General features: G+C 72.4%; 22 protein-coding genes. 12 read left to right on the forward strand and 10 right to left on the reverse strand.

Features of this window, described 5'->3' with window-relative positions; all coding sequences use genetic code 11:
* Positions 1–15: 15 nt before the first annotated feature.
* The 4 genes from BM140_RS00705 (at position 16) to BM140_RS00720 (ending at position 2478) form a co-directional block, all read left to right on the forward strand.
* A complete protein-coding gene (locus BM140_RS00705; RefSeq protein ID WP_091941692.1) occupies positions 16–543 on the forward strand; it encodes a GNAT family N-acetyltransferase in 528 nt (175 codons plus the stop codon).
* 111 nt (positions 544–654) lie between these two features.
* The gene (locus BM140_RS00710) at positions 655–1371 is read left to right on the forward strand and encodes a response regulator (protein WP_244535225.1); all 717 of its coding nucleotides are present in this window, start codon (positions 655–657) and stop codon (positions 1369–1371) included.
* A 103-nt stretch (positions 1372–1474) separates the two neighbouring features.
* Positions 1475–1969: a hypothetical protein gene (locus BM140_RS00715; protein WP_244535226.1), complete on the forward strand. Its 495-nt coding sequence runs from the start codon at positions 1475–1477 to the stop codon at positions 1967–1969.
* Between the two features lie 74 nt (positions 1970–2043).
* The gene (locus BM140_RS00720) at positions 2044–2478 is read left to right on the forward strand and encodes a thiol-disulfide oxidoreductase DCC family protein (protein ID WP_091940966.1); all 435 of its coding nucleotides are present in this window, start codon (positions 2044–2046) and stop codon (positions 2476–2478) included.
* Between the two features lie 63 nt (positions 2479–2541).
* Here the strand turns inward: BM140_RS00720 and BM140_RS00725 are convergent, their stop codons facing one another.
* From BM140_RS00725 to BM140_RS00735, 4 genes are read right to left on the reverse strand one after another with little or no spacing between them, the layout of a single operon-like run.
* Complete coding sequence (locus BM140_RS00725; protein ID WP_165616356.1) at positions 2542–3948, reverse strand: cytochrome P450; 1407 nt, start codon at positions 3946–3948, stop codon at positions 2542–2544.
* Between the two features lie 22 nt (positions 3949–3970).
* Positions 3971–5239, reverse strand: a complete 1269-nt coding sequence (locus tag BM140_RS00730; protein ID WP_165616357.1) for a methyltransferase family protein — start codon at positions 5237–5239, stop codon at positions 3971–3973.
* Positions 5236–5628 (reverse strand): hypothetical protein, encoded by a 393-nt coding sequence (locus tag BM140_RS25650; RefSeq protein WP_165616358.1) that lies wholly within the window; start codon positions 5626–5628, stop codon positions 5236–5238. The genes BM140_RS00730 and BM140_RS25650 overlap by 4 nt, the downstream gene beginning before the upstream one ends.
* 47 nt (positions 5629–5675) lie before the next feature.
* Positions 5676–7541 carry an ABC-F family ATP-binding cassette domain-containing protein gene (locus BM140_RS00735; RefSeq protein ID WP_091940972.1) on the reverse strand — a complete coding sequence of 622 codons (1866 nt, stop codon included), beginning with the start codon at positions 7539–7541 and terminating at the stop codon, positions 5676–5678.
* Positions 7542–7672: 131 nt separating this feature from the next.
* Here BM140_RS00735 and BM140_RS00740 point away from each other — a divergent pair, with 131 nt between their 5' ends.
* The 3 genes from BM140_RS00740 to BM140_RS00750 all read left to right on the forward strand — a co-directional run bounded on the left by BM140_RS00740 (position 7673) and on the right by BM140_RS00750 (position 11772).
* On the forward strand, positions 7673–8899 hold the full coding sequence (locus BM140_RS00740) for an acyl-CoA dehydrogenase family protein (protein ID WP_091940974.1): 1227 nt from the start codon (positions 7673–7675) through the stop codon (positions 8897–8899).
* Positions 8900–8962: 63 nt separating this feature from the next.
* On the forward strand, positions 8963–10939 hold the full coding sequence (gene mutL, locus BM140_RS00745; protein ID WP_091940976.1) for a DNA mismatch repair endonuclease MutL: 1977 nt from the start codon (positions 8963–8965) through the stop codon (positions 10937–10939).
* 47 nt (positions 10940–10986) lie between these two features.
* Positions 10987–11772 (forward strand): hypothetical protein, encoded by a 786-nt coding sequence (locus tag BM140_RS00750; RefSeq protein WP_131803716.1) that lies wholly within the window; start codon positions 10987–10989, stop codon positions 11770–11772.
* A 16-nt stretch (positions 11773–11788) separates the two neighbouring features.
* Here the strand turns inward: BM140_RS00750 and BM140_RS25655 are convergent, their stop codons facing one another.
* Entirely contained in the window at positions 11789–11941 is a 153-nt protein-coding gene (locus tag BM140_RS25655; RefSeq protein WP_165616359.1) for a hypothetical protein, read from the reverse strand.
* Positions 11942–12041: 100 nt separating this feature from the next.
* On the opposite strand from BM140_RS25655, the gene BM140_RS00755 reads away from it, so the two are divergent.
* Together BM140_RS00755 and BM140_RS00760 are read left to right on the forward strand one after the other, a co-directional pair.
* Entirely contained in the window at positions 12042–12362 is a 321-nt protein-coding gene (locus tag BM140_RS00755) for a cupin domain-containing protein (RefSeq protein WP_091940980.1), read from the forward strand.
* A 10-nt stretch (positions 12363–12372) separates the two neighbouring features.
* The gene (locus BM140_RS00760; RefSeq protein WP_091940982.1) at positions 12373–14601 is read left to right on the forward strand and encodes a glycosyltransferase family 2 protein; all 2229 of its coding nucleotides are present in this window, start codon (positions 12373–12375) and stop codon (positions 14599–14601) included.
* A 40-nt stretch (positions 14602–14641) separates the two neighbouring features.
* Here BM140_RS00760 and BM140_RS00765 read toward each other — a convergent pair whose 3' ends face one another.
* Positions 14642–15535 carry a LysR family transcriptional regulator gene (locus BM140_RS00765; RefSeq protein WP_091940984.1) on the reverse strand — a complete coding sequence of 298 codons (894 nt, stop codon included), beginning with the start codon at positions 15533–15535 and terminating at the stop codon, positions 14642–14644.
* 114 nt (positions 15536–15649) lie between these two features.
* Here BM140_RS00765 and BM140_RS00770 point away from each other — a divergent pair, with 114 nt between their 5' ends.
* Both BM140_RS00770 and BM140_RS00775 read left to right on the forward strand, forming a co-directional pair.
* Complete coding sequence (locus tag BM140_RS00770; protein ID WP_091940986.1) at positions 15650–15865, forward strand: hypothetical protein; 216 nt, start codon at positions 15650–15652, stop codon at positions 15863–15865.
* Between the two features lie 210 nt (positions 15866–16075).
* Positions 16076–16828, forward strand: coding sequence for a sulfite exporter TauE/SafE family protein (locus tag BM140_RS00775; RefSeq protein WP_091940988.1), 753 nt, complete (start codon positions 16076–16078; stop codon positions 16826–16828).
* A 31-nt stretch (positions 16829–16859) separates the two neighbouring features.
* Here BM140_RS00775 and BM140_RS00780 read toward each other — a convergent pair whose 3' ends face one another.
* On the reverse strand, positions 16860–17762 hold the full coding sequence (locus BM140_RS00780) for a LysR family transcriptional regulator (protein WP_091940990.1): 903 nt from the start codon (positions 17760–17762) through the stop codon (positions 16860–16862).
* A gap of 97 nt (positions 17763–17859) precedes the next feature.
* Here BM140_RS00780 and BM140_RS00785 point away from each other — a divergent pair, with 97 nt between their 5' ends.
* Complete coding sequence (locus tag BM140_RS00785; RefSeq protein WP_244535227.1) at positions 17860–18807, forward strand: alpha/beta fold hydrolase; 948 nt, start codon at positions 17860–17862, stop codon at positions 18805–18807.
* A gap of 74 nt (positions 18808–18881) precedes the next feature.
* On the opposite strand, the gene BM140_RS00790 is transcribed toward BM140_RS00785, so the two are convergent.
* From BM140_RS00790 to BM140_RS00800, 3 genes are all read right to left on the reverse strand, one after another.
* On the reverse strand, positions 18882–19724 hold the full coding sequence (locus tag BM140_RS00790; protein WP_091940994.1) for an AprI/Inh family metalloprotease inhibitor: 843 nt from the start codon (positions 19722–19724) through the stop codon (positions 18882–18884).
* Complete coding sequence (locus BM140_RS00795) at positions 19721–20722, reverse strand: 2-hydroxyacid dehydrogenase (protein WP_091940996.1); 1002 nt, start codon at positions 20720–20722, stop codon at positions 19721–19723. The genes BM140_RS00790 and BM140_RS00795 overlap by 4 nt, the downstream gene beginning before the upstream one ends.
* 101 nt (positions 20723–20823) lie before the next feature.
* Complete coding sequence (locus BM140_RS00800; protein ID WP_091940998.1) at positions 20824–22764, reverse strand: AI-2E family transporter; 1941 nt, start codon at positions 22762–22764, stop codon at positions 20824–20826.
* Positions 22765–22786 lie beyond the last annotated feature (22 nt).

Below are 22786 nucleotides of genomic sequence, written 5' to 3' on the forward strand. Positions count from 1 at the left end.
CCCCACATGCGGACGATGTTCTTTCGGCGTGCCCGCGGCGACAGCCTGCTCGACCTGCCCCGGATCGAGACCGAGCGGCTGGCCATCGCCCCGCTGGAGCGCGCCGACGCGGCGGCCCTGCACCGCCTCACCGACGACCCGGCGATCACCGGCGCCATCGATTTCCTGCCCGATCCCTTCACCCTGGCGGATGCCGAGGGGCTGATCGCGGGTGGGCGGCACGGGCGCGACCGCTTCCTCGGGGCGTGGCTGCGTGACGACAGGACGCTCGCCGGCGTCGTCGGCGCGCATCTGCGCGGGGAGGGCGCCCTCGAGATCGGCTACTGGGTCGGGGGGGCCGCCCGCGGGCGCGGCTTCGGCGCCGAAGCGGTGGGCGGCGTCCTCGCCCTGTTGCGGACGCGCTTCCCCCGCCGGGCGATCCTGGCCGAATGCCGCCCCGGCAACGTCGCCTCCTGGGGATTGCTGCACAAGCTCGGCTTTCGCGAGACCGGGACGGAGGGGCACCGGCCGGGCCGGCGCCAGCTCGCCTGGGAGGGCGGCTGACGCGAAACGGCGATTGGACGAAAGCACGGGAAGTCAGACCGGCCGGAATGTCCTAGGATTCGCGATGGCAACCGGCCGTATCGGCCCACCGGAAGGCGTGACCCGGACATGATGGCCAGCGCAGCAACCGATCCCGGCAACGACGCCGCCCCGCGCACGGGGGAGGGCGCCTTGCGGCTTCTCCTCGTCGACGACCACCCGCTGTTCCGCGAGGCGCTGGCGAGCGCCATCGCGCTGGCCTTTCCCGGCGCCGAATTGCACGAGGCCGACGGCATCCGCGGGGCCTGCGAGATCCTCGACCGCCATCCGGCGATCGACCTGACGCTGCTCGACCTGACCATGCAGGGGGTGGCGGGCTTCGACGGGCTCGTCACCATCCGCACCCGCTTTCCCCGGGTGCCGATCCTGATCGTCTCGGGGTTGGAGGAGCCGCGCATCATGCACGAGGCCGTGCGCCACGGCGCGGCGGGCTTCGTGCCGAAGGCCGTCGACAAGGCGACGCTGACCCGCGCCATCTCCGAGGTCCTGGGGGGCGCCCTGTTCATGCCGGCCGACCGCGCCGCGCCCCCCGCCCCCGCCCGCCCGAGCAGCAAGAAAGCGCCGCTCGCCGAGCGCGTCGCCCGGCTGACGCCGCAGCAGATGCGGGTGCTGACGATGATCCGCCAGGGCAAGCTCAACAAGCAGATCGCCCACGAGCTTCAGGTCGGCGACTCGACCGTGAAGGCCCATGTCTCCGAGATCCTGCGCAAGCTCGAAGTCATCAGCCGCACCCAGATCGTGATCGAGACCGCCTATCTCGACTTCGACCAGACCGGCGGGGGGTTTTGAGAGGCCGGGTCGCGCTCGCAAAAAAATCCGGTCGCCGGACGGCGTTCGATGCAGGATAGTACCGGCATCGCCCGCATCGTGGGCGGGGGGCGAGGGGCGTGACATGGCCGAGGGCGGCGTGGCCGAGCCTGGAACCAGCGCGGCGGCGGGCGGCGCGCCGTCGCCCGTGACGCTGGCGGACTCGCTGATGCGCGAGGCCGGCTGGGGACCGGCGCAATTCGGGCGCGAGGGGCCGAACCCGCCGTATCTCCGCATCGGCGGGCGCCTGCGCCTGTCGCTCTCGGCCTACGAGCCTTGCTTTGCCGCCTTCCACCGCGACCGCGGGCCCTTCCGCTCCAAGGTCGGCATGGCGGCGCATCTGGCGCACTACGACGCCCTGATGGTCGATCCGATTGCCTTCGAGGAATGCTTCGGAGCGGGCGAGGGCAACGACACGGTGTTTCCGTTCGGCGCGTGGCTCACCGTCCGCCGGGTCGGCTTCGGCGGGATCGAATTATGGGGCAAGCGCCAGGGCGCCGTGACCCTACCGCTGGAGCCGCTGACGGTCGCCTCCGCGATCTGGCTGCGGCGGGCGGAGACGCCGCCGACGAAGCGCTAGGTTCTTGTGCCGCGTCGGCTTTTCTCCGAAAGCCGGTATCCGCCTTTCGGGCCGATGTCCTGGACCCCACGCCCATGCCGGATCGTCCGAGCCTTGCCGATCTCGAACGCGGCGCGGTCGTGGTCTTCGACACCGACTGCGTCCTGTGTAGCCGATGGGTGCATTTCCTGCTCGCGCGGGAGCGCCGGCCGACCCTCGTCTTCGTCCGGGCGTGGTCGGCGACGGGACGCGCCCTGGCCGCGCGGCACGGCCTCGACGCCGCCGATCTGAACCGCACCTACCTGCTGATCGAGAACGGGCGGCCCCTCCTGCGGTCGGCCGCGACCCTGGCGCTGTTCGGGCATCTGCGGGCCCCCTGGCGCTGGCTCGGCGTGTTCGCCCTGGTCCCCGCCAGTCTCCGGGACCGCCTCTACGGATGGGTCGCCGACAACCGTTACGCGTGGTTCGGCCGCAAGGACGATTGCTTCGTCCCGCCCGCCCCTTCGCGCGACCGCTTCATTCAAGATTAGAGCATCGGGCCGCATCGTCCTTTCCCGAAAGCCGGTTCCCACCTTTCGGGCCGATGATCTCGTTTATCGTGCCTCATCGGCTCTGTCCGAAAGCCGGTTCCCACCTTTCGGGCCGATGCTGTCGCGGCGCGACCTCCAGCGCATCGGCAGCCCGCCGCGCGGGCGCAGCGAAAATTTCGGATCGGGGACGGGGTCCTGCTCCAGGCGCTCCGGCACCACCCGCTGCAGGAGCGTGGCCAGCACGAGGCAGGCTTCCATCAGGGCGAAGTTCTGACCGATGCACACGCGCGGACCCGCGCCGAAGGGGAGGTAGGCGTAGCGCGGCCAGGTCGGCTTTCCGAGGAAGCGGGCCGGATCGAAGGTGTCGGGATCGGCGAACCAGCGCCCGTCCCGGTGCAGGGCGTAGGGCGCGATCTGGACGAGGTCGCCGGCCCGGATCGCGACGCCCGCCAGATCGACGGCCTGCGTCGCCTGCCGCAGGAAGAGCGAGTAGGCGGGCGGGTGGAGCCGCAGCGCCTCCTCGATTAGGGCGCGGGTCAGCGGGAGCCCGGCGAGGTCCTCCGCCTGCGGCAGCCGCCCGCCGAGACCATCGTCGATCTCGTGCAGGACGCGGGAGCGCCATGCTGGCGCGCGCGCCAGCGCCGCGAAGGTCCAGGAGAGGAGCGCGCCCGAGGTCTCGTGCCCGGCGATCAGCAGGCTCATCGCGTCGTCGCGCACGGCGCGCGCGTCGCCGCGATGCTGCGCGATCAGCATCGACAGCAGGTCGCCGCCGTCCGTGGTCGGCCGGGCGAGCCCGCGTGCGACGAGCCCGACCACGAGCCGGTCCATCACGCCCATCGCCCAAAGCTTGCGGCGCTTGGCCCGCAGCGGCAGCCAGTCGGGCAACCGGATCGGCGCGGTGGATTCGCGGAACGCGGTGTCCGAGAGGACCTGAAGGGCGGCCTCGATCTCGTCGCCGTTCTCGGGCGGGTCCGCGCCGAACAGGGTCCCGGCCGCGATGTCGAGGGTCAGGCGCGCCATCACCGCGTCGGTGTCGAGGGTCGCCGTGCCCGCCTCGCCCATCTGCCGGGTCAGGCGGTCGGCGAGGCGGGCGGCATGAGCGACCGCGACCGCGCCGTAGCCGGGCAGCCGCCGGGTCTGGAAGGCCGCCAGGACCTTGCGTCGGCGCTCGCGCCACGCCTCGCCCTCGGCGAGCAGCAGGCTGTCGCCGTTCCACTGGGCGACGACCTCGGTCAGCCGCCGGAAGCGGATGAACGAGGCCCAGTGCTGCGTCAGCAGCGCCTCGACCTGATCCGGATGGAACAGCAGCCAGGACCGGTAGGGGCCGAGGCGCAGCCGGACGACGTCCCCGTGGCGGCGGCGCAGGTCGTCGTAGAAGGCGAGCTGGTCGAACTTGATGCGGACGAGATGATCGACGCCGAGGAGCCAGCGGCGCGGCTGTCCGATGCGTCCAGAGGCGCGTCCGGGCATGGCCGGTTCAGGCCTGGCCGGTTCAGGCATGGTGCGTCGCGCCCCTGCCGCGCGACCGGGCCTGCCAGCGGCGGCGCAGTCCGGCGAGCGGCCATCCCACGAGCAGGCCGGCGGCGCCGACCAGCGCCCAGGCGAAGTGGACATGCTCCAGGCATTTCAGGGCCGCGAGGGGGCCGTTCAGGCGTACGAGGCCGTCGTCGTAGACGAGCCGCGCGCCGGGCAGCGGCTCGAGCGAAAGGCCGACGGCCTCGCGGCGGGCGAGCCACGCCTTCAGGCGGCGGTGGAGGGGCCTGGCCGGATCGAGCGTCAGGCGGGCCGCCTCGGGGATCCACGGCCGCCAGCGCGGGCGCCATTCGGGCACATGCGCCCGGTATTCGGGCCAGCCCTGCGGGAAGCGCACGAGGAGGTCGTGGCGGTGGTGCCAGCGCACCATGCCGAGCACGAAGACCCAGGCCATCAGGGCCGCTGCGGCGATCCAGGGCGAGCCGAGGGCGAGCCCCATCACCACCCAGCTCGCCGCGGTGGAGAGCTGCATCGGGTTGGTCACGTAGGCGAACACGCCCGTCCGCACGAGGCGCTGGGTCGGGTCCAGGGGGATCGGCGTGCCCTCGCCGTACATCACGAAGAGCTGGACCGCGGAGAGGCCCAGCACGAACAGCGGCGCCAGGAGGACGAGGCAGAACGCCGTCAGGAGCGGCGGGCGGCCCGCCAGGTCCCATTCGCCCCCCATCGCCCGCAGGATCAGGCAGGGCAGGACGCCGAAGGCGAGGAAGCCGTAGCCGAGCGCCAGCAGCGCCGCCCGCTCGGGCAGCCGCCGGTCCTGCGCCGTCCAGCGCGCGAGGGCGAGGGCCGGCAGATGCGCCGTCGCGAACACCGTCACCACGCCCGGGAACCAGCCGGGGCCGGGATGGACCAGCGGCGGGAGCGACAGGAAGAACAGCCCGTGCAGGCCGGCGACGATCGGCGGCAGCAACCACAGGGGATTCGTGCGCGGAAAGGCGAGGAAGAGGACGGGCCCGAACAGGAGGGCCCCGCCGATCCAGATGTCGGCCGGGATGCCCTGCAGCATCAGGGTCTGCCCGCCGTAGCGCCACCAGCCCATCGCGGCGGCGAGGATGTGGGTCCCGAAGATCAGCCCCAGCCCGTAGAGGAAGGCGAACAGGCAGCCGACCAGGGTGCGCCGGTCGTGCCCGTCGCGGCGGACGAGGATCGCGCAGGCCGCGAGCGGGCCGAGGAACAGGGCCCAGCGCAGCGCCCACAGGACCGGGACGGGCAGTTCGAGGGCGATCATGCCACGACCCGCCGGGCGAGCGCGTCGCGCAAGGCGGGCGGACAGCGGGTCTCGAACAGCTCGACGACGAGGAAGACGACCGGCAGACCGAGGGCGAGATGCAGCGCCAGCGGCGGCAGGGCCACGATCAGCACGCATTGGATCATGGTGCCCAGCCGCATCAGGATTCCCTCGCGCGAGACCGCGGGCGGCATGCGCATCAGGGCGACCACCAACAGGGCGGGAAAGATCACCGAGAGCGGATAGGCCAGGAGTGGCCCCTCGTCCGAGGCCGAGAGGGCCCGGACCAGATCGACGCTGCGAAGGAGCACGGCGGTCGCGAGGGCGACTCCGACGAGGCGCCTCGCATGGGCGGTGAGGGTGTGGCGGTGGGTCGGTCGCGCGTGCATGGGCCGATTATCGCACAACGGCAACGCGCAGCGTATGCGGCCCGGCCCTACGCCGCCCCCTCGATCGCGCCGCTCACCTCCAGCCATTCCTCCTCGGCCTTGGCGAGCGCCTCGGCGGCCTCCGCCCGCATCCGGGCGAGGTCGCCGGCCTTGGCCGCGTCCTTGAGGAAGGCGGTGCCGTCGGCGAGCGCCGCGTCGATCTTCTCGATCGCCCCCGACAGCTTGCCCATCCTGGCCTCGATCCCGTCGAGGCGCTTCTTGAGGGGCGCCAAAGCCGCCCGGCGCTCGACCGCCGAGCGGCGCGCCTCGGCCTTCTGGCCGCCGGTGGAGTCTCCCGCAGCCTCCGCCCGCTCCGGCCCGGCGAGCACGAGGCGGCGGTAATCGTCCATGTCGCCGTCGAAGGTCTTCACCGAGCCGTCGCGCACCAGCCAGAGCCGGTCGGCGCAGGCCTCGATCAGGAAGCGGTCGTGGGAGACGAGGATCACCGCGCCCTCGTAGTCGTTGATGGCTTCCACCAGGGCCTGCCGGCTCTCGATGTCGAGGTGGTTGGTCGGCTCGTCGAGGATGAGGAGGTGGGGGCCGTCGAAGGCGGCCAGCCCCATCAGCAGGCGGGCCTTCTCGCCGCCCGACAGCTTTTCGACCGGCGTGTCGGCCTTGGTCGCGGGGAAGCCGAGCCGCGCGGCGGCCGAGCGCACACGCGCCTCGGGCGCGTCGGGCATGCGGTCGCGTACATGCGCCACCGCGCTCTCGGAAGGGCGCAGCTCGTCGAGCTGATGCTGGGCGAAATACGCCACCTCCATCTTCGAGGAGCGCTTCATCTCGCCCGCGAGCGGCGGCAGCCGCCCGCCGATCAGCTTGCAGAAGGTCGACTTGCCGTTGCCGTTGGCGCCGAGCAGCGCCACCCGGTCGTCGGGGGCGAGCGACAGGTTGAGGCCCGACAGGACGATGCGCTCGCCGTAGCCGGCCTGGACCCGCTCCATCGCGACGATCGGCGGCGAGAGCGGTTTCTCCGGGCTCGGCAGGTGGATCACCGGCACGTCGTCCTCGATCAGCGCCGCGATCGGCTCCATCTTGGCGAGCCGCTTCATCCGCGACTGGGCTTGACGCGCCTTGGTCGCCTTGGCCTTGAACCGGTCGATGAAGCTCTGGAGATGGGCCCGCTCGGCGTCCTGCTTCACCTTCGCCTTGGCCTGAAGCACCTTCTTCTCGGCGAGCTGGCGGGCGAAGCTGGTGAAGCCGCCGCGGTAGATCGTGAGCTTGCCGCGGTCGAGATGCAGGATGTGATCGACGCTGGTGTCGAGCAGTTCGCGGTCGTGGCTGATGATGATCGCCGTGCGCGGATATTTTTCGAGGTAGTCGTAGAGCCAGAGCGTGCCCTCGATGTCGAGGTAGTTGGTGGGCTCGTCGAGCAGCAGCAGGTCGGGCTCGGAGAACAGCACGGCGGCGAGCGCCACGCGCATGCGCCAGCCGCCGGAGAAGTCCGAGCAGGGGCGAGCTTGGGCTGCCGCATCGAAGCCCAGCCCGTGCAGGATCGCCGCCGCCCGGGCCGGGGCCGAGTGGGCGCCGATATCGACGAGCCGGGTCTCGATCTCGGCCCGCGCCAGTCCCTCGGCGCCCTCGGCTTCCCGCATCAGCCGGGCGCGCTCGGTGTCGGCGGCGAGGACGACCTCGTGCAGGGTTTCGGGGCCGGCGGGCGCCTCCTGCGCCACCGCGCCGATGCGCATGCCCTTCGGCACCGAGACCGCGCCGGTATCGACCGGGAGTTCGCCGAGGATCGCCCGGAACAGGGTGGTCTTGCCCGCCCCGTTGCGGCCCACCAGCCCGACGCGGGCGCGGTCGGGAATCGCGAAGGTGGCGGAGTCGAGGATGACCCGCTCGCCGATGCGGTAGGAGAGATCGTTGACGCGCAGCATGGCCGCGTTCTGAGGGCGGCGCGCCCGCGGCGCAAGCCCGCAAGACGGCAGGATTTCGCGGCCTGCGCGAACGTTTTGCCGACTCGAACGTTCGGCTCCCACGAGCAACCTGTGCCGTGAGAGGAAGGACGATGGGCAAGCCCGAGACGATGGAGCCGCGCCCGCCGGAACTGCTCTCGCCCTGGCGCACCGACCGCCGCGTCGCCCTCCAAGAAGAGGCGCGCACGTTCGCCCGCGACGTCATCCTGCCGCTCGCCGACGAACTCGATCCGCAAAAAGGCGAGATGCCCCGCTCGCTCATCGACGCGATGGCGCAGAAGGGCTGGTTCGGCATCACCATCCCCGCCGAGTACGGCGGCATGGGGCTGGGCGTCTTCGAGTACTGCCTGATCTCGGAGGAACTGGCCCGCGCGTGGCTCTCCACCGGCTCGATCCTCGCCCGCGGCCAGGGGCTCGGCACCCAGACGATCGACGACGACCGCCGCAAGGCGCTGCTCGGCCAATCGGCGCGCGGCGAATGGATCGGCTCGATCGCGCTGTCCGAGCCCAAAGCCGGCTCGGATCTCGCCGGGGTGCAGACCCGGGCCGTGCGCGAGGGCGACCACTGGTACCTCACCGGCACCAAGCGCTGGGCGGGCTTCGCGCAAGGCGCCGACTTCATCGAGGTGCTCGCCCGCGTGCGCGACCCGGAGCCCGGCGAATCGCGCTCGGCCGGGCTCGAACCCTTCCTCGTCGTCAAGGAGCCCGGCACCTTCCCCGAGGGAATGCAGGGCACGGTGATCGACAAGATCGGCTACCACGGCTTCCTCACCTTCGAGCTGACGCTCGACCGGGTGCGGGTGCCCGAGCGCGACCGCCTCACCGGCCTCTACGGCGACGAGGGGGCGGATGCGGATGCGGGCGGCTTCGCCTCGGTCCAGCGCGGCTTGAACATCGCCCGCGTCCACACCGCGGCCCGCGCCGTCGGCGTGGCCCGCGCGGCGGTCGAGGATTGCACCGCCTACCTGCAGGAGCGCGAGCAGTTCGGCCGGCCGATCGGCCAGTTCCAGGCCCTGCGCTTCGCGCTGGCCGACATGGCGGCGGAAGTGGCCCAGGCCCGCGCCTACTGGCAACAGGTCGCCCATCTGCTCGACGAGGGCCTGCCCGCCGAGAGCGAGTCGGCGGCGGTGAAGCTTCTGGCCACCGAGATGGCCGTGAAGGTGACCAATCAGGCGATGCAGCTTCACGGCGGCAACGGCTACACAACCGAGCGCCGCATCGAGCGCTACTGGCGCGACGCCCGGCTGACCACGATCTTCGAGGGCACCAGCGAGATCCAGCGCCGCATCATCAGCGACCGGATGCTGCCGCGGGGATAGGCGGTGGGCGGCGGGTTCGCCGCCTATCGAGCCGGGTCGGCACAGCCTATATTCTCGCGTGAAATGTCCGCCGCCTCCGCCCTTCCGCCGCCGCGTGCCGGCGTCCGCCGGCTCGATCCGATCCTGGTCGATCGCATCGCCGCGGGCGAGGTGGTCGAGCGGCCGGCCTCGGCCGTCAAGGAACTGCTCGAGAACGCCGTCGATGCGGGCGCGCGTTCGGTCGAGGTGACGATCGAGGCGGGTGGACGGCGCCTGATCCGCGTCGTCGATGACGGCATCGGCATGGGGGCGGACGACCTCGCGCTCGCGGTCGAGCGCCACGCCACCTCCAAGCTCCCCGACGGCGACTTGACCCGGATCGGCTCGCTGGGCTTCCGCGGCGAGGCCCTGCCCTCGATCGGGGCGGTCTCGCGGCTGTCCCTCACCTCGCGCACCGCGGACGGGGAGGGCGTGAGCCTTCTGGTCGAAGCGGGGGCCAAGGGCCCGGTCCGGCCGGCGCCGGCCTTGAAGGGCACCCGCATCGAGGTGACGGACCTGTTTGCCGCGACCCCGGCCCGGCTCAAGTTCCTCAAATCCGACCGGGCCGAGACGGCGGCCATCGCCGAGGTGCTGCGGCGCCTGGCCGTCGCCCAGCCCCGGGTGCGCTTCACCTTGCGCACCGAGAGCGGCAGCCCGACCGTGTTCCCGGCCGAGAACGAGGGGGGCGAGGCCGCCCTGTTGCGCCGGCTCGGCAGCGTACTCGGGCCGGATTTCCCGGCCAATGCCGTGCCGCTGTCGATGGCCCGCGAGGGCTTCTCGCTCGAAGGCCATGTCGGCCTGCCGACCTTCCACCGGGGCGTGGGCACGCATATCCACTTCGTCGTCAACGGACGCCCCGTGCGCGACCGGCTGCTGCTGGGTGCCGTGCGCGGGGCCTATGCCGACACGATGAGTTCCGACCGCCATCCGGTGCTGGCGCTCTACCTCGCCTGCGAGCCCGGCCTCGTCGACGTCAACGTGCATCCGGCCAAGACGGAACTGCGCTTCCGCGAGCCGGGGCTGGTGCGGGCGCTGGTCGTCAGCGCGATCCACGAGGCCCTGCGCCGGGCCGGCGCCCGCTCGTCCACGACGGGAGCGCAAGCCGCCCTCGACGCCCTGCGGTCGGGGGCGCAGGGGATCGGCGCGCCGGCGGGGGAGGGGCGCTTTACGGTGCATACCGGTGCCGCCGCCCCGAGCCTGATGCCGCGCCCGGCCCGCACCCTGTTCTCCGGACCCTCGCTCGCCGCCCCCTCGGGCTGGCGCGCGCCCGCGTCCGCGATGCCCGCGGCGACCGACCGCTCCGGCTTCGCCGAGACGCCGCAGGCGGCGTTCACCCACGATCACGCCCCGTCCGATCTCGCGCCCCCCTCCGCCGATCTGCGGCCGGAAGCCGAGACGGAAGCGGCCGAGGCCCATCCGCTGGGCGCGGCGCGGGCCCAGATCCACGGCACCTACATCGTGGCCCAGACCCGCGACGGCATCGTGCTGGTCGATCAGCACGCCGCCCACGAGCGCCTCGTCTACGAGCGCCTGAAGGCCGAGCGGGCCGGCGGCGGCGTGCTCGCCCAAGGCCTGCTCATCCCCGACGTGGTCGAGATGCCCCCCGAGGCCGCCGACCGCCTCGTCGAGGCCGCCCCCGAACTGGAGCGGCTCGGCCTGTCGCTGGAGGCCTTCGGCCCCGGCGCCGTACTGGTGCGGGCCGTCCCCGCGGCGCTCGCCGGCGGCTCGGTGAAGACCCTCGTCCTCGACGTGCTCGACGCGCTGGAGGCCAGCGGCGTCGAGGAGGGCGGCCCGGCCGGCGCGGGCGATCCCGATCCGTTGAGCCGGCGCCTCGACGCGCTGCTCTCCCGCATGAGCTGCCACGGCTCGATTCGCGCCGGGCGGCGCCTCAAGCCCGAGGAAATGAACGCGCTCCTGCGCCAGATGGAGGCGACCCCGCTCTCCGGCTCGTGCAACCACGGCCGCCCGACCTTCGTGAGTTTGGGATTGGCCGATATCGAGCGGTTGTTCGGGCGGCGGTAGGGCGGTGATGTCTGCGCCCGACGAGATCGCTCCGTTCCCGCCGACGGATGGCAACGCCGATGCCCTGCTGCGGGAATGCACCGCCGACGCGCAGGCCTTCAACACGGTCTTCGGCCTGCCCGACATCGTGGAACGGCTCGACACGCAGTTCGCCTTCACGATGTCGGCGTTCGCGCGATCCCGACATGTTCCGGCGGATGCTGGAATACTGGGTGTTCGTCCGCAACAAGGTCGATGCCGCCGCCCGCATCCGCTCCGACGTCATTCTCGTCGGCAAGGCCCCCCGGGCCTGGGTGATCGAGGATTGGGTCGGAGACCGGAAGGTCCGCATTCCCGTCACGGAGTTCCGGACCGTCGACGTGACTTCTCTGTTCGAACGGGGCAACGCCTCCGATATGCTGATCGGCATCCTCGGGAAGGGCGGCGTCCGCGCGGACAACTTGATTCGGATCGTCGCCACCGTCGTGGGACAGAGCCCCGACCGGCGGGATCGACTCCTCTCGATGCTCGGGCGGATGATCGAGCTGCGGGGGGACCCCGTTTCGCTGCCACCAGGAGTTCACGAGATGATCGAGGCCCTGAACATCGATTACGAGCGCAATCCGGTCTTCCGTCGTCCCTTCGAGATGGGGGAGCGGGCCGAACGGCGTCGAAGCGCCCTCACCCTGCTCAACATCGCCCGTCCATCCGCGAAGGCCGAGAATGAGCGCATCACCGCCGCCTTGCCGGACGCGACGATCGATGCGCTCGTCGCGGCCGCCTCGGACTATCTCGCGGGTCCCTCGGAGGAGGCGCGGCAGCGTCTCGACGAACTGCTCGCGGCGCGCGGCTGAGGCCGGGCCAACGAACTCAAGCGGCGCCGTCCTTACCACCCGCCTCGTCCTCCTTGGGGGCCGGCTCCGGCGGCAACCGCGGCGGCGGCACCCGGCCGGGGCTCGGCGGGGTCGGCAGGCCCGCATCCGGGTCGGCGGGCGGGAGCGGCGGGGGATCTCTGTCGGGCATGGCGCGGCTTCCGGGCGGTGCGTGCGTGTCCCTCAACGCCGCCGGGCCCGCATCGGTGGCAGGCCGAGGCATCACGGGGGCGAGGCGGATGAGTCAGGACATGTCCAACCTGTTCGCCGACCTGCCGCCGGAGGGCGCCGCCGAGGAGGCCTTCGCCACGCTGCTGACCGCGCCCGGCGCGCGGATCGAGCGGATCGTCTCCCGCGGGCAGGCGAGCCCGCCGGGCTTCTGGTACGATCAGGACGAGGACGAGTGGGTCGCGGTGCTCGCGGGCGCCGCCACGTTGCGCTTCGAAGACACGCCCGCGCCCCTGAACCTGACGGCCGGCGACCACGTTTGGATCGCCGCGCATCGCCGCCACCGGGTCGAGGCGACCGCCGATCCGACGATCTGGCTCGCGGTTCACCTCGCGAGAGGCTAACCCGGCCGGCATGATCGCCTGTCATATCGAACCGAAGGGACAGCTGGAGCCGGAGGGCGAGGGCCTGTGGCGCTCGACCGGGGCCGATCCGCAGTTCCGCCTCACCCGCCCCGGGGGCGGGCGGCTGTTTCGGTTCCGCCTCACCGGCGGCTGGGTGCGGCTGCGGCTCGATCTCGAACCGGTCGGCACGACCAAGCTCGTCCCGCTGCTCTACGTCGACGACGGGTCGGGGTTTCGCGAGGATGCGGCCCTGCGCCTCGAATGGCGGGAAGACGGCGGCGTTGACGACCTGATCCGCCTGCCGCGCCGGGTGCGGGGCCTGCGCCTCGATCCGCTGGCCGCCAGCGGCCGGTTCCGGCTGTCGCGCGCCAGCCTCGAACCCCTGAGCGGGCCCCGCGCCGCGTTCGAGATCGCCCGGCGGCTCCTCAGGCCGTTGCCCGACCATGAGCGCCGCCCCGCCGCCCTGATCCCGAATCTCGCCCGGCTCGCCCTGTCGCGCCCGCCCGCCGCCCTGTGGCGGGCCTTCTGGGACAGCGCCCGGCCGCGCCGGGCTGCCGCCTCCTACGCCGCCTGGATCGAGCGGGTCGAGCGGCCGGCCCTGCCGAGCCCGGAGGCGATGCGGGAGGCCATCGAAGGCTTCGCGATCCGCCCGCGCATCTCCATCGTCATGCCGGTCTATAATACGCCCGCGCCCTATCTCGCGGCGGCGCTGGCCAGCATCCGGGCGCAGAGCTACCCCGACTGGGAGCTGTGCCTGTGCGACGATGCGTCCACCGCCCCCCACATCGCCCCGATGCTGGCGCGCCTCGCCGCCGAGGAGCCGCGGGTGCGCCTGCATACGCGCGAAAAAAACGGCGGCATCGTCGCGGCGAGCAACGATGCGCTGGCGCTCGCCACGGGCGACTGGCTCACCCTGATCGACCACGACGACACGATTCCCCCCCACGCCCTCTTCGCCCTGGTGGCAGCCCTGAACGACGCCCCGGAGACCGATTTCGTCTATTCCGACGAGGACAAGATCACGGTCGACGGCGAGCGCTACGAGCCGTTCTTCAAGCCCGACTGGTCGCCCGAGACGCTGGAGGCCTGCATGTACACGGCCCATCTGGCGCTCTACCGGATGGACATCGTGGCGCGCATCGGCGGCTTCCGGGCCGAATGCGAGGGCGCGCAGGATTACGACTTCGTGCTGCGCTACACCGAGCACGCGCGCCACGTGCGCCACGTGCCTCAAGTGCTCTACCACTGGCGGGCGATCCCCGGCTCGACCGCGCAGGCCATGGACAACAAGGGCTACGTGGTGGCCGCCGCGGTCCGCGCGCTCGAAGACCGGGCGCGGCGCACCGGCGGGCTCGATGTCGTCCGCCCCACGGCGTTCGCCGGCAGCTTCCATCTGCGCCGCGTGCTCAAGGAACGCCCGCTGGTCTCGATCGTGATCCCCACGGCGGGGCGCGACAGCGTGGTGCGGGGTAAAACGGTCGATCTGCTCGCCGCCTGCCTCGCCAGTATCCGGGACACCAGCACCTACGAATCCATCGAGATCGTCGCGGTCGACAACGGCGACCTGCGACCCGGCACGAAAGCCGCGCTCGCGCGCCACGGCGCCCGCGCGGTGACGTGGGACCGGCCGGAGTTCAACGTCGCGGCCAAGATGAATCTCGGGGCCCGCCATGCCACCGGCACCGTGCTGGTCTTCCTCAACGACGACGTCGAGGTCATCACCCCGGACTGGATCGAGGCGATGCTGGCGCTTCTCCTCATCCCCGGCGTCGGCGCGGTCGGGGCCAAACTCCTGTTCGAGACCGGCGAGTTGCAGCATGTCGGCGTCAGCGTGATCGACGCGACGCCCGACCATCCCCGCCGCACCTACCCGCGGGAAGACCCCGGCCACTTCTTCTCGACGGCCGGCAACCGCAACTACCTCGCGGTGACCGGCGCCTGCGTGATGGTGCGCCGCGCGGATTTCGAGGCGGTCGGCGGCTTCGACGAGAGATTTGCCGTCAACTACAACGACGTGGACCTGTGCCTGCGCCTCTACGAGCGGGGCCTGCGCAGCGTCTATTGCGCGGAGGCCCAGCTCTACCATTACGAGAGCCGCAACCGCGCCCGCACCGTCGATCCGGCCGAGCACGCCGCTTTTCGGGCGCGCTGGGCGAAAAAACTGCCGCGCGATCCCTATTACGGCGAATGGTTCGAGGCGCTGCCGCCGACCTTCGAACTCGACCCGGCGCGGTTCTGAAAGACCGCCGCGCCGTCGCGCGGGCCATCGCCGATGGGGATCAGCCGGCCGATTCCGCGGTCAGGTGATCGACGAGCTGGCGCGCATGGGCCGGCAGCCCCGAAAAGCTGCGGGCGGCCAGCACGAGGTGACGGCAGGCCCAGGGGTCGCTGAGCGGCACGATGCGGATCGCCGCCGTCTCGCGGGCGCGGAGCGCCGCCGCCTCGGGCACGATGGCGATGCCGACCCCGCGGGCGACCATGCGGCAGACCGCGTCGAGCCCGTTGAGCCGCACCCGCAGCTTGAACGGACGGCCCGCCCGCGCCGCGTGGCCGGCCAGATAGGTCTGGAGCGAGCGGCTGTGGCTCAGGCCCACGAAGGGCTCGTCCAGCACCTCGCGCAGGGGCATCGCCTCCCGCGCCGCCAGGGGATGCGCTTGCGCCACCACGAGGACGAGCCGGTCGGGGCGCAGCCTGCGCGTCTCCAGGTCGGCGAGTTCGGTGGTGTCGGCCACGACCCCGAGATCGGCGAGCCCCCCGGCCACGGCATCGACGGTCTCGCGGCTGGTGCGCTCCTCCAGATCGATGTCGACGCTGGGATGCGCCGCGAGGAAGTCCGAGAGCGCCTCCGGCAGGAAGGCGGCGATCGCCGCCGTCACCGAGAGCAGACGGACATGGCCGCGCAGGCCGCGGGCATATTGGCCAAGTTCGCCGCGCATCTGCTCGAGCTGGGCCAGCACCGTGCGGGCATGGTGCGCCACCGCCTGCCCCGCCGGGGTCGGACGAACCCCGCGGGGCAAACGCTCCAACAGCGGCACGCCGCCGTCGAGCTCCATCCCGCGGATGCGCTCGCTCGCCGAGGCCAAGGCGAGGCCGGCCCGCTCGGCACCGTGGGTGATGCTCTCGGCCTCGACCACGTGCAGGAACAGGCGGAGATCGGTGAGATCGAAGCGCATCGGGCCAGGATCCGCCGCCCGGCGCGCGACCGCAAGAGCCTTCGGCTGAGCCGAAGGCTGAATGGGGCGAGTTCCGCATTGTCCCCCGTGCCCGTCCCGCCGAAGCTTTCGCCCATGGCACGGCAGGCACCCACCCTCGTCTCCGGACAGACGCTTCTGGAGAGCACCGCGATCGTTCTCGCGGCGCTCCTCGCCCTCGCGGCCTTCGCGACCCGGTCGGACGCGGGGCGCAGCTGCTCCATCCCGGCCCATCGCATCGAGCCGCCCGCCGCCGCGGCCGGCGCCGAGCCGGCGATCGATTTCCGGGACGCGATGCTGCTCGGCGACTGATTTTTGTGACGTCGATGCCTGCGCCGACGACGCTTGGCTCCGGCCTCCTCGCGCCCTGGAGCATCGTCCCGAAAGGTGGTTTCCGGCTTTCGGCAAAAGACGATGCGGTTCATGGACCGAGAGCCTCAGTATCGCCTCACCCTGACGGCGCGGGATTTTTCCGGGCCGTCATCGCGCCGGCCCCATCAAGACGACCCACCGGACCCTCGCATGACCTTCCCCCTCGATCCGTCGGCGCTGGCCATCGCGGCCTTCGCCTTCCTGCTGGCCGGCTTCGTCAAAGGCGTGGTCGGGCTCGGGCTGCCGCCGGTCGCGGTGGGGCTGCTCAGCCTCGTCATGACCCCGGCCGAGGCCGCGGCGATCCTGGTGGTGCCCGCCTTCGTCACCAATGTCTGGCAGCTCGTGGCGGGGCCGCGCTTCGGCGCGCTGGCCCGGCGGCTGTGGCCGCTTCTGGTAGCGAGCACGCTGACGACGCTGGCCGCCGGCGCCCTGCTGCACGGGCGCTACGGCCGGGAGGCCACCATCGCCCTCGGCTTCGCCCTGATGATCTACGCGGCCTACGGGCTCGCCGCCCTGCGGCTGGCCGTGGCGCCCGCCACCGAGCGCTGGCTCGCCCCCCTCGTCGGTGCCGCGACCGGCGTGGTGACGGCGGCGACCGGCGTCTCCTCCTTCCCGGCCGCGCCCTATCTCGGCGGGCTCGGGCTGACCAAGGACGACCTGATCCAGGCGCTCGGCCTGTCGTTCACCGTCTCGACCATCGCGCTGGCCGTCGCGCTCACCGGAACCGGCGTGCTGGGGCCGAAGATCGCGGGCGTCTCGCTCCTGGCGCTGCTGCCGGCGCTCGGCGGCATGTTCCTCGGCGGCTGGGTCCGCGGCCGGGTCAGCGAGCCCGTGTTCCGCAAGTGCTTCTTCGTCGGCCTGCTCGGACTCGGGGCGCATCTCGCCGCGCGGGCGGTGTTGTGAGGGGCGGGCGGGCTCGGCTCCCCTCGCGCGGTCAGACGATTCCTTCGATGCTGCGCAGCGCCGGGACCATGAAGTCGATGAAGGCCCGGACGACCGGCCTCATGAACTTCGTGGGCGGATAGGTCAGGAACAGCTCGCTCGCCCGGACCTCGTCCTGGGGCAGGACGCGGACGAGGCGGCCCGATGCCAGGTGATCGGCCACGAGCAGGTGCTGCGCGGTGCCGATGCCGCGGCCGGCTTCGAGGGCGCCGACGAGCACCTGGGGGTTGTTGGTCGTGAGAACGGGATGCGCCTGCACCTCCGTCGTCGACCGCCCGCGGCAGAGGGTGATCGTGCCCTGGCGAGACAGGATCGTGGTCGAGACGATCAGCCCGTGGCGCGCGAGGTCGCAGCGGCTCCGGGGCGTCCCGTTCCGCGCGAGATAGTCGGGCGACGCGACCAGCAGGCGCCGGCTCGCTCCGATGCGCCGCACGATCAGGTCCTGCGCCTCGGGCCGACCGACGCGCAGGGCGAGATCGATATCGGCCTCGATCAGATTGATCGCGCGGTCTTCGAGCGTCAGCGAGACCCTCACGGCGGGGTGACGGCCCTGGAAGTCGAAGACGATCCGGCTCAGATGGCGCTCCCCGACGCAGACGGGGCCGTGGATGTGCAGATCGCCCGTGATCGCGCCGGCGCCGCCGCGGACATCCTCGATGGCGGCATCGATGGTCGAGAGCGCGCCGCTCGTCGCCTCGTAGAGCACGCGCCCCTGCTCGCTGAGCCGCATCGCGCGGGAGCTTCGCTGCAGGAGGCACGCCCCCAGCTGCCCTTCGAGGTCGCGCAGGATCTTGCTGACGGCGGGCTGCGAGATGCCGAGGTCGCGGGCAGCGGCGGTCATGGAGCCGCGCTCGACGACGCGGACGAAGACCCGCAGGGCGGAGACGGCGTTCATCGATAACCACGGGTTATGGAAACCATGCCCCCGCCACCGATAGTCGGAGTCGCGGAAATCATCAAACTCGCGCCGTCGAAACCGATGGAGCAGGCCCGTGACTCTCGGACGTCGAACCCTTCTGCTCGGCGCGATGGCCGGCTCCCTGCTGCCGCGAAGGCGGGCGCTGGCGGAGAGCGCTCCGGACCGCGAGGCGGAGGCTGCGCCGCTGCCGCCGGGCGGTCGCCGTCGCTTCATCGAGGCCAACGGCATCCGGCTCCACGCCGTCACCCTCGGCAAGGGCCCGCCGGTCGTCCTGCTGCACGGCTGGCCGCAGACCTGGTTCGCGTGGCGCGAGACGATGGAGCGGCTATCCGGCTCCTTCACCCTCATTGCCCCGGACCTTCGCGGCATCGGCCTCTCCGAGCGGACCGTAGCGGGCTACGACAAGCGCACGCTCGCCGCCGACATCGCGGCGCTGATCGTCGAGGCGGCCGGTGGCCGGGCCCATGTCGTCGGCCACGACATGGGCGGGAAGGTCGCCTTCGCCCTGGCCTACCTGCATCCCGAGCGCGTCGAGCGGCTCGTCCTGGTCGATTGCGCGGTGCCCGGCACCGAGAGCGGCGACGCCCTGCACGGCGGCGCCTGGCACTACGGCTTCCACATGGCGCCCGGATTTCCCGAGCTGCTCACGGAAGGCCGCGAGCGCGACTACATCCGCGCGCAGATCAAGGCGTGGTCGCACCGTCAGGATGCGGTGACGGAGGCGGCGATCACGGAATATGCGCGGCACTACGCGACGCCCGGCGGCATGACGGCCGGCTTCAACCTCTACCGCGCCCTGCCGGACGATGCCGCGCTCGCCGCATCGTTCGGCCGGCGCAGGCTCGACATGCCCGTGCTGACGATCGGCGGTCGCCACAGCGTCGGGGACCGTCTCGCCGCCGCGATGCGGCCGCGGGCGACACGGCTGGAAAGCCTCGTCGCCGAGGGGAGCGGACATTTCGTGGCCGAGGAAGAGCCGGCGTTCTTCTGCGAACAGGTCGGCCGGTTTCTCTCGGCATAGAGCATCGGCCCGAAAGGTGGGAACCGACTTCGGACAAGGCCGATGCGGAGCCGGCCGGGCGTGGACTCGATGCCCTACGGCTCCACCTTCCGGAGCACTAGCGTCACCCCGACATCCGGGTCGCGGCGCCAGCGGCCGTCCGGGAGGGCGACGAGGTTCACCGCGTGGCCGCGGCGGGCCTTGAGGGTCAGGTGGCCGGCGGCGAAGCGCCAGCCGGTCGGATCGAACACCGTGATCCCGCTGTCGCGGCAGCCGGGCAGGAGGCGGACCGGCGCCATCTCCTTGGCCGCCGCATCCGGCGGCGACAATTCGAGGCGGCAGATGTCCTTCTGCGTGGCGCGGTCGAGGGCGTAGAGGCCCGGCGCCGGGCCCTCCGGCGGCGGCGCGGGGGCGGCGGCCGGCTCCGTCGCGGCGGCGGGTGAGACCGGGGACGCGGGCGTCTCGGAGGCCGGGCGCATGGCGGCGATCTGAAGGGGCACGAGGCTGTAGCGCTCGCCGCTCCCGGCGGTGGCGCCGAGGCTGCGCCCGTCGGGCTCGCGGGTGAAGGCGAGGATCGGGCGGACATTGGTATCGACGAGGCGGATGCCGTCCTCGGCATAGAGCCAGCCGGCGATGCCGGCCATCACCGGCAGCGCCCGGCGGCAGCCCGCGGGGAAGCGTACGATCCGGCCGGCCGGGCCGCTGTCGGCCGAGAGCGTCAGCACGCAGCGCCGTTGCCCGCCCGCGATGGCGAGGTCCCAGCTCCCGGCCGCCCCGGCCAGGGTGTCGGGCAAGGTCGCAGGCAGGGCGGAGGGCAAGGGGGCGGGCGTCCCGCTATCGGGCGGCGGCGCGGTCTCCTGCGCCGCGGCGGCGAGCGGCAGGAGGGCGACGAGGGCGAGGGACGCGGAGCGCAGGCGCGGCACTTCGAAAAGCCTCATCGGGGGCCCGGAACGGGCGTCTCGGGCACTGGGGTCTCGGGCAAGGGCGTCTCGGGAACGGGGGTCGGCGGCGCCTTCCCCTCGAACCACGCGAACAGGTTGTCGGTCAGGAGCCGGCCCATCGCCGCCCGGGTGTAGTGGGAGCCGGAGCCGACATGCGGCAGCAGCACGGTGTTGTCGAGGGCGGCGAGAGCGTCCGGCACGTGCGGCTCGTTCTCGAACACGTCGAGCCCGGCGCCCAGGATGGTGCCGGCCTGGAGCGCGGCGGTCAGCGCCGCCTCGTCGATCACGCTGCCGCGGGCGATGTTGATCACGATGCCCTCCGGCCCGAGCGCCTCCAGGACCGCGGCATCGACGATCCCCTTGGTCTCCGGCCCGCCGGGGGCGGCGACGATCAGGATGTCGCTCGCTTGCGCCAGCCCGATCAGGCTGTCGTGATAGGCATAATCCACGTCCTGCGGCGTGCGGCCGTGATAGGCGACCGCCACGCCGAAGGCGTCGAGCCGCGTCGCGATGGCCCGGCCGATCCGGCCGAGGCCGAGGATGCCGGCCCGGCGCTCGCGCAGGCTGGTGGTCAGCGGGAAGCTCGCCTGCCGCCAGCGGCCCTCGCGCAGGTAGCGGTCGCCCTGCGGGATGCGCCGCACCGTGGCGAGCAGGAGGCCCAGCGCGAGGTCGGCCACCTCGTCGGAGAGCACGTCGGGGGTGTGGGTGACGCAGACGCCGCGGCGCGCGGCCTCCGCGACGTCGATGGTGTCGTAGCCGACGCCGAAGCTCGACACGATCTCGAGCTTGGGCAACCGGTCGAACAGGGCGGCATCGATCGGGGTCATCGCGCCGACGGCCAGCCCCCGGATACGCGGTCCTACCTCGGATAGGAACGCGTCGCGGTCGGGCGCCGCCTCCAGCCGGTGCAGGCGGAAGCGGGCCGAGAGACGCTCGGCCACGTCCGGCCGGGTCTGGCGGATCAGCAGGATCTCGGGCGTGTCGTCGGATGTCACCCGGGCATCTCCCGCCGTTTTTACGCGTCCTGCCGGAGTATCTTCGCGCCGGGCGGCGGTCCAGCGCGGGTTGTCCCTTCCTTTGCGGGGAGGGGATCGCCCTATTCGGCGGCCTGCCGCACCGCCTCCGGCGCCGCCCGCGCCTGCTCCAGCGCGGCGCCCAGCGCGTCGCCCAGCGAGGTGACGAGGCGGTCGGCGGCGATCTGGCGGCGCAGGCGCCCGAGGGAGGCCGGATCGCGCTCGCGCCAGAAGCCGACCATCACGCTCACCCCCGGCACCGCTTGGCGGGCACGGCGAAGGGTCAGGCGGATCTGCGACAGGCTGATCGGGTCGAGATAGGAGAAGCAGATCATCGCCGGCCGCTCCTCCGGCGTCAGGTCCCGCAGCGCGTCCCGCGACACCGCCCGCGCGGTGAGCCCGTGGCGGGTCAGGGTCTGGGCCAGCATCAGGGTGGCGGCCTCGTCGAAGGCGCCGCCGCTCGTCACGCACAGAACCGGCGTCGCGACGCGCCATGCGGGCGCCAGATCCTCGGGCCGCAGCACGATAGCGGCGTCGCTGCGGTCCGGCCCGACGGCGGCAAACGCCGCCTCCGCCTCGGCGCTGGCGGTTTTCTGGCGCCGGCCGAGGAACGGCAGGCCGCGGGCCCGCACCTGCCCGAGCGTCTCGACCACCGCGCGCACGCTCGATCCCACCTGCCCCTGCCGCTCCCGGTCGAGGCTGCCGCGGGCGGCGTCCCCCTGCGCCATCCGCAGGGAGGCCAGCACCACCTCGTCGTAGTAGGTGACGAGCGCGCGCTCCTTCAGGAACAGCCGCCCCTGCTCGATCGCCTCGTCGGGATCGCCCGCCAGCATGCGCTGGTAGAAGATTTCCTGGGGCCCGAGCGCGGGCCGGTCGCCGAGGATCACGTCGAGGAACCAGAGCCGTTCGACATGGCGCCCGAGCACCACGAGGCAGACGGTGAGCGGGGTGGCGAGCAGAAGGCCGATCGGCCCCCACAGGAAGGTCCAGATCGTGGCGGCCAGGATCACCGCCATCGGCGAGATGCCGGTGGAGTGGCCGTAGAGCAGCGGCTCGACCACGTGGCCGGCGATCGGCTCGACCACGACGAACAGGATCGCGACCTGGATCGCCATCGACCAGCCGGGATCGACCGCGACCGCGATGGCGAGCGGCAGCACCGCGCTGATGACCGCGCCGATATAGGGCACGAACCGCGCGATGCCGGCGATGACGCCGAACAGGATCGGGCTCGGAACGCCGATGGCCCAGAGCCCGAAGCCGATCACCACGCCGAAGGCGAGGTTGAGGGCGAGCTGCGCGAGAAAAAACCGGCTGAGGCGGCCGGTGGCGTCGTCGATCGCCGCCGTCGTGCGGCGCAGGTCGCTCGAGCCGGCGAGCCGGATCGCGCGGTTCCGCAGGTCTTCCCGCTGGAGCAGGATGAAGATCGTGAACAGCAGGATCAGGCCGAGGGTCGCCAGCGGATGCAGCACACCGCCCGCCACCGAGCCCAGCGTCTTCAGCACGCCGGAGCGCGGCGCGTGGATCTCGACCTGCATCGGCCGCTCGGCCGTGCCGAGCCGGGCCTCGTCCGCGCTCTCGGGGGTCGGCGGCTGCAATTCCTTGCCGATCTCCTCGGCCATGTCGAAGAAGCCGGAGAAGGTATCCGACAGCCCGCCGCGCTCGGCGGTTGCCGTGCGCAAGGCGGTGATCTTGTCGCGCAGGGTGATGGAGTAGCGCGGCAGGTCGGTGGCGAGCTGGGCCGCCTCGCGGGCGATCAGCCCGCCGACCGCGGCCAGGATGCCGAAGGCCAGCAGAACCACGACCAGCACGGCCGCCGCCCGCGGCACCCGGAGGCGCCGCAGGGCCCGCACCGCCGGCAGCAGAACGAAGCTGAGCAGGATGGCGAGCGCCACCGGCACGAGGATGTCGCGGCCGAGATAGAGGGAGCCGGCCAGCGTCACGACGAGGAGCAGCGAGGCGAGCGCCGTCACCACCGGCAGCGCCCGCCGCATCAGGCGCGCCGTGACCGGATCCTCGCTCATGACCGATGCCTCCCGGGCCCTG

It is taken from the genome of Methylorubrum salsuginis (assembly GCF_900114375.1).
Classification (GTDB): domain Bacteria; phylum Pseudomonadota; class Alphaproteobacteria; order Rhizobiales; family Beijerinckiaceae; genus Methylobacterium; species Methylobacterium salsuginis.

Bases quoted from the DNA above. Each gene is read 5' to 3' on its own strand.
- BM140_RS00705 (WP_091941692.1), top strand. From the start codon at position 16: ATGTTCTTTCGGCGTGCCCGCGGCGACAGCCTGCTCGACCTGCCCCGG.
- BM140_RS00710 (WP_244535225.1), top strand. From the start codon at position 655: ATGGCCAGCGCAGCAACCGATCCCGGCAACGACGCCGCCCCGCGCACG.
- BM140_RS00715 (WP_244535226.1), top strand. From the start codon at position 1,475: ATGGCCGAGGGCGGCGTGGCCGAGCCTGGAACCAGCGCGGCGGCGGGC.
- BM140_RS00720 (WP_091940966.1), top strand. From the start codon at position 2,044: ATGCCGGATCGTCCGAGCCTTGCCGATCTCGAACGCGGCGCGGTCGTG.
- BM140_RS00725 (WP_165616356.1), bottom strand. From the start codon at position 3,948: ATGCCCGGACGCGCCTCTGGACGCATCGGACAGCCGCGCCGCTGGCTC.
- BM140_RS00730 (WP_165616357.1), bottom strand. From the start codon at position 5,239: ATGATCGCCCTCGAACTGCCCGTCCCGGTCCTGTGGGCGCTGCGCTGG.
- BM140_RS25650 (WP_165616358.1), bottom strand. From the start codon at position 5,628: ATGCACGCGCGACCGACCCACCGCCACACCCTCACCGCCCATGCGAGG.
- BM140_RS00735 (WP_091940972.1), bottom strand. From the start codon at position 7,541: ATGCTGCGCGTCAACGATCTCTCCTACCGCATCGGCGAGCGGGTCATC.
- BM140_RS00740 (WP_091940974.1), top strand. From the start codon at position 7,673: ATGGGCAAGCCCGAGACGATGGAGCCGCGCCCGCCGGAACTGCTCTCG.
- mutL (WP_091940976.1), top strand. From the start codon at position 8,963: ATGTCCGCCGCCTCCGCCCTTCCGCCGCCGCGTGCCGGCGTCCGCCGG.
- BM140_RS00750 (WP_131803716.1), top strand. From the start codon at position 10,987: ATGGCAACGCCGATGCCCTGCTGCGGGAATGCACCGCCGACGCGCAGG.
- BM140_RS25655 (WP_165616359.1), bottom strand. From the start codon at position 11,941: ATGCCCGACAGAGATCCCCCGCCGCTCCCGCCCGCCGACCCGGATGCG.
- BM140_RS00755 (WP_091940980.1), top strand. From the start codon at position 12,042: ATGTCCAACCTGTTCGCCGACCTGCCGCCGGAGGGCGCCGCCGAGGAG.
- BM140_RS00760 (WP_091940982.1), top strand. From the start codon at position 12,373: ATGATCGCCTGTCATATCGAACCGAAGGGACAGCTGGAGCCGGAGGGC.
- BM140_RS00765 (WP_091940984.1), bottom strand. From the start codon at position 15,535: ATGCGCTTCGATCTCACCGATCTCCGCCTGTTCCTGCACGTGGTCGAG.
- BM140_RS00770 (WP_091940986.1), top strand. From the start codon at position 15,650: ATGGCACGGCAGGCACCCACCCTCGTCTCCGGACAGACGCTTCTGGAG.
- BM140_RS00775 (WP_091940988.1), top strand. From the start codon at position 16,076: ATGACCTTCCCCCTCGATCCGTCGGCGCTGGCCATCGCGGCCTTCGCC.
- BM140_RS00780 (WP_091940990.1), bottom strand. From the start codon at position 17,762: ATGAACGCCGTCTCCGCCCTGCGGGTCTTCGTCCGCGTCGTCGAGCGC.
- BM140_RS00790 (WP_091940994.1), bottom strand. From the start codon at position 19,724: ATGAGGCTTTTCGAAGTGCCGCGCCTGCGCTCCGCGTCCCTCGCCCTC.
- BM140_RS00800 (WP_091940998.1), bottom strand. From the start codon at position 22,764: ATGAGCGAGGATCCGGTCACGGCGCGCCTGATGCGGCGGGCGCTGCCG.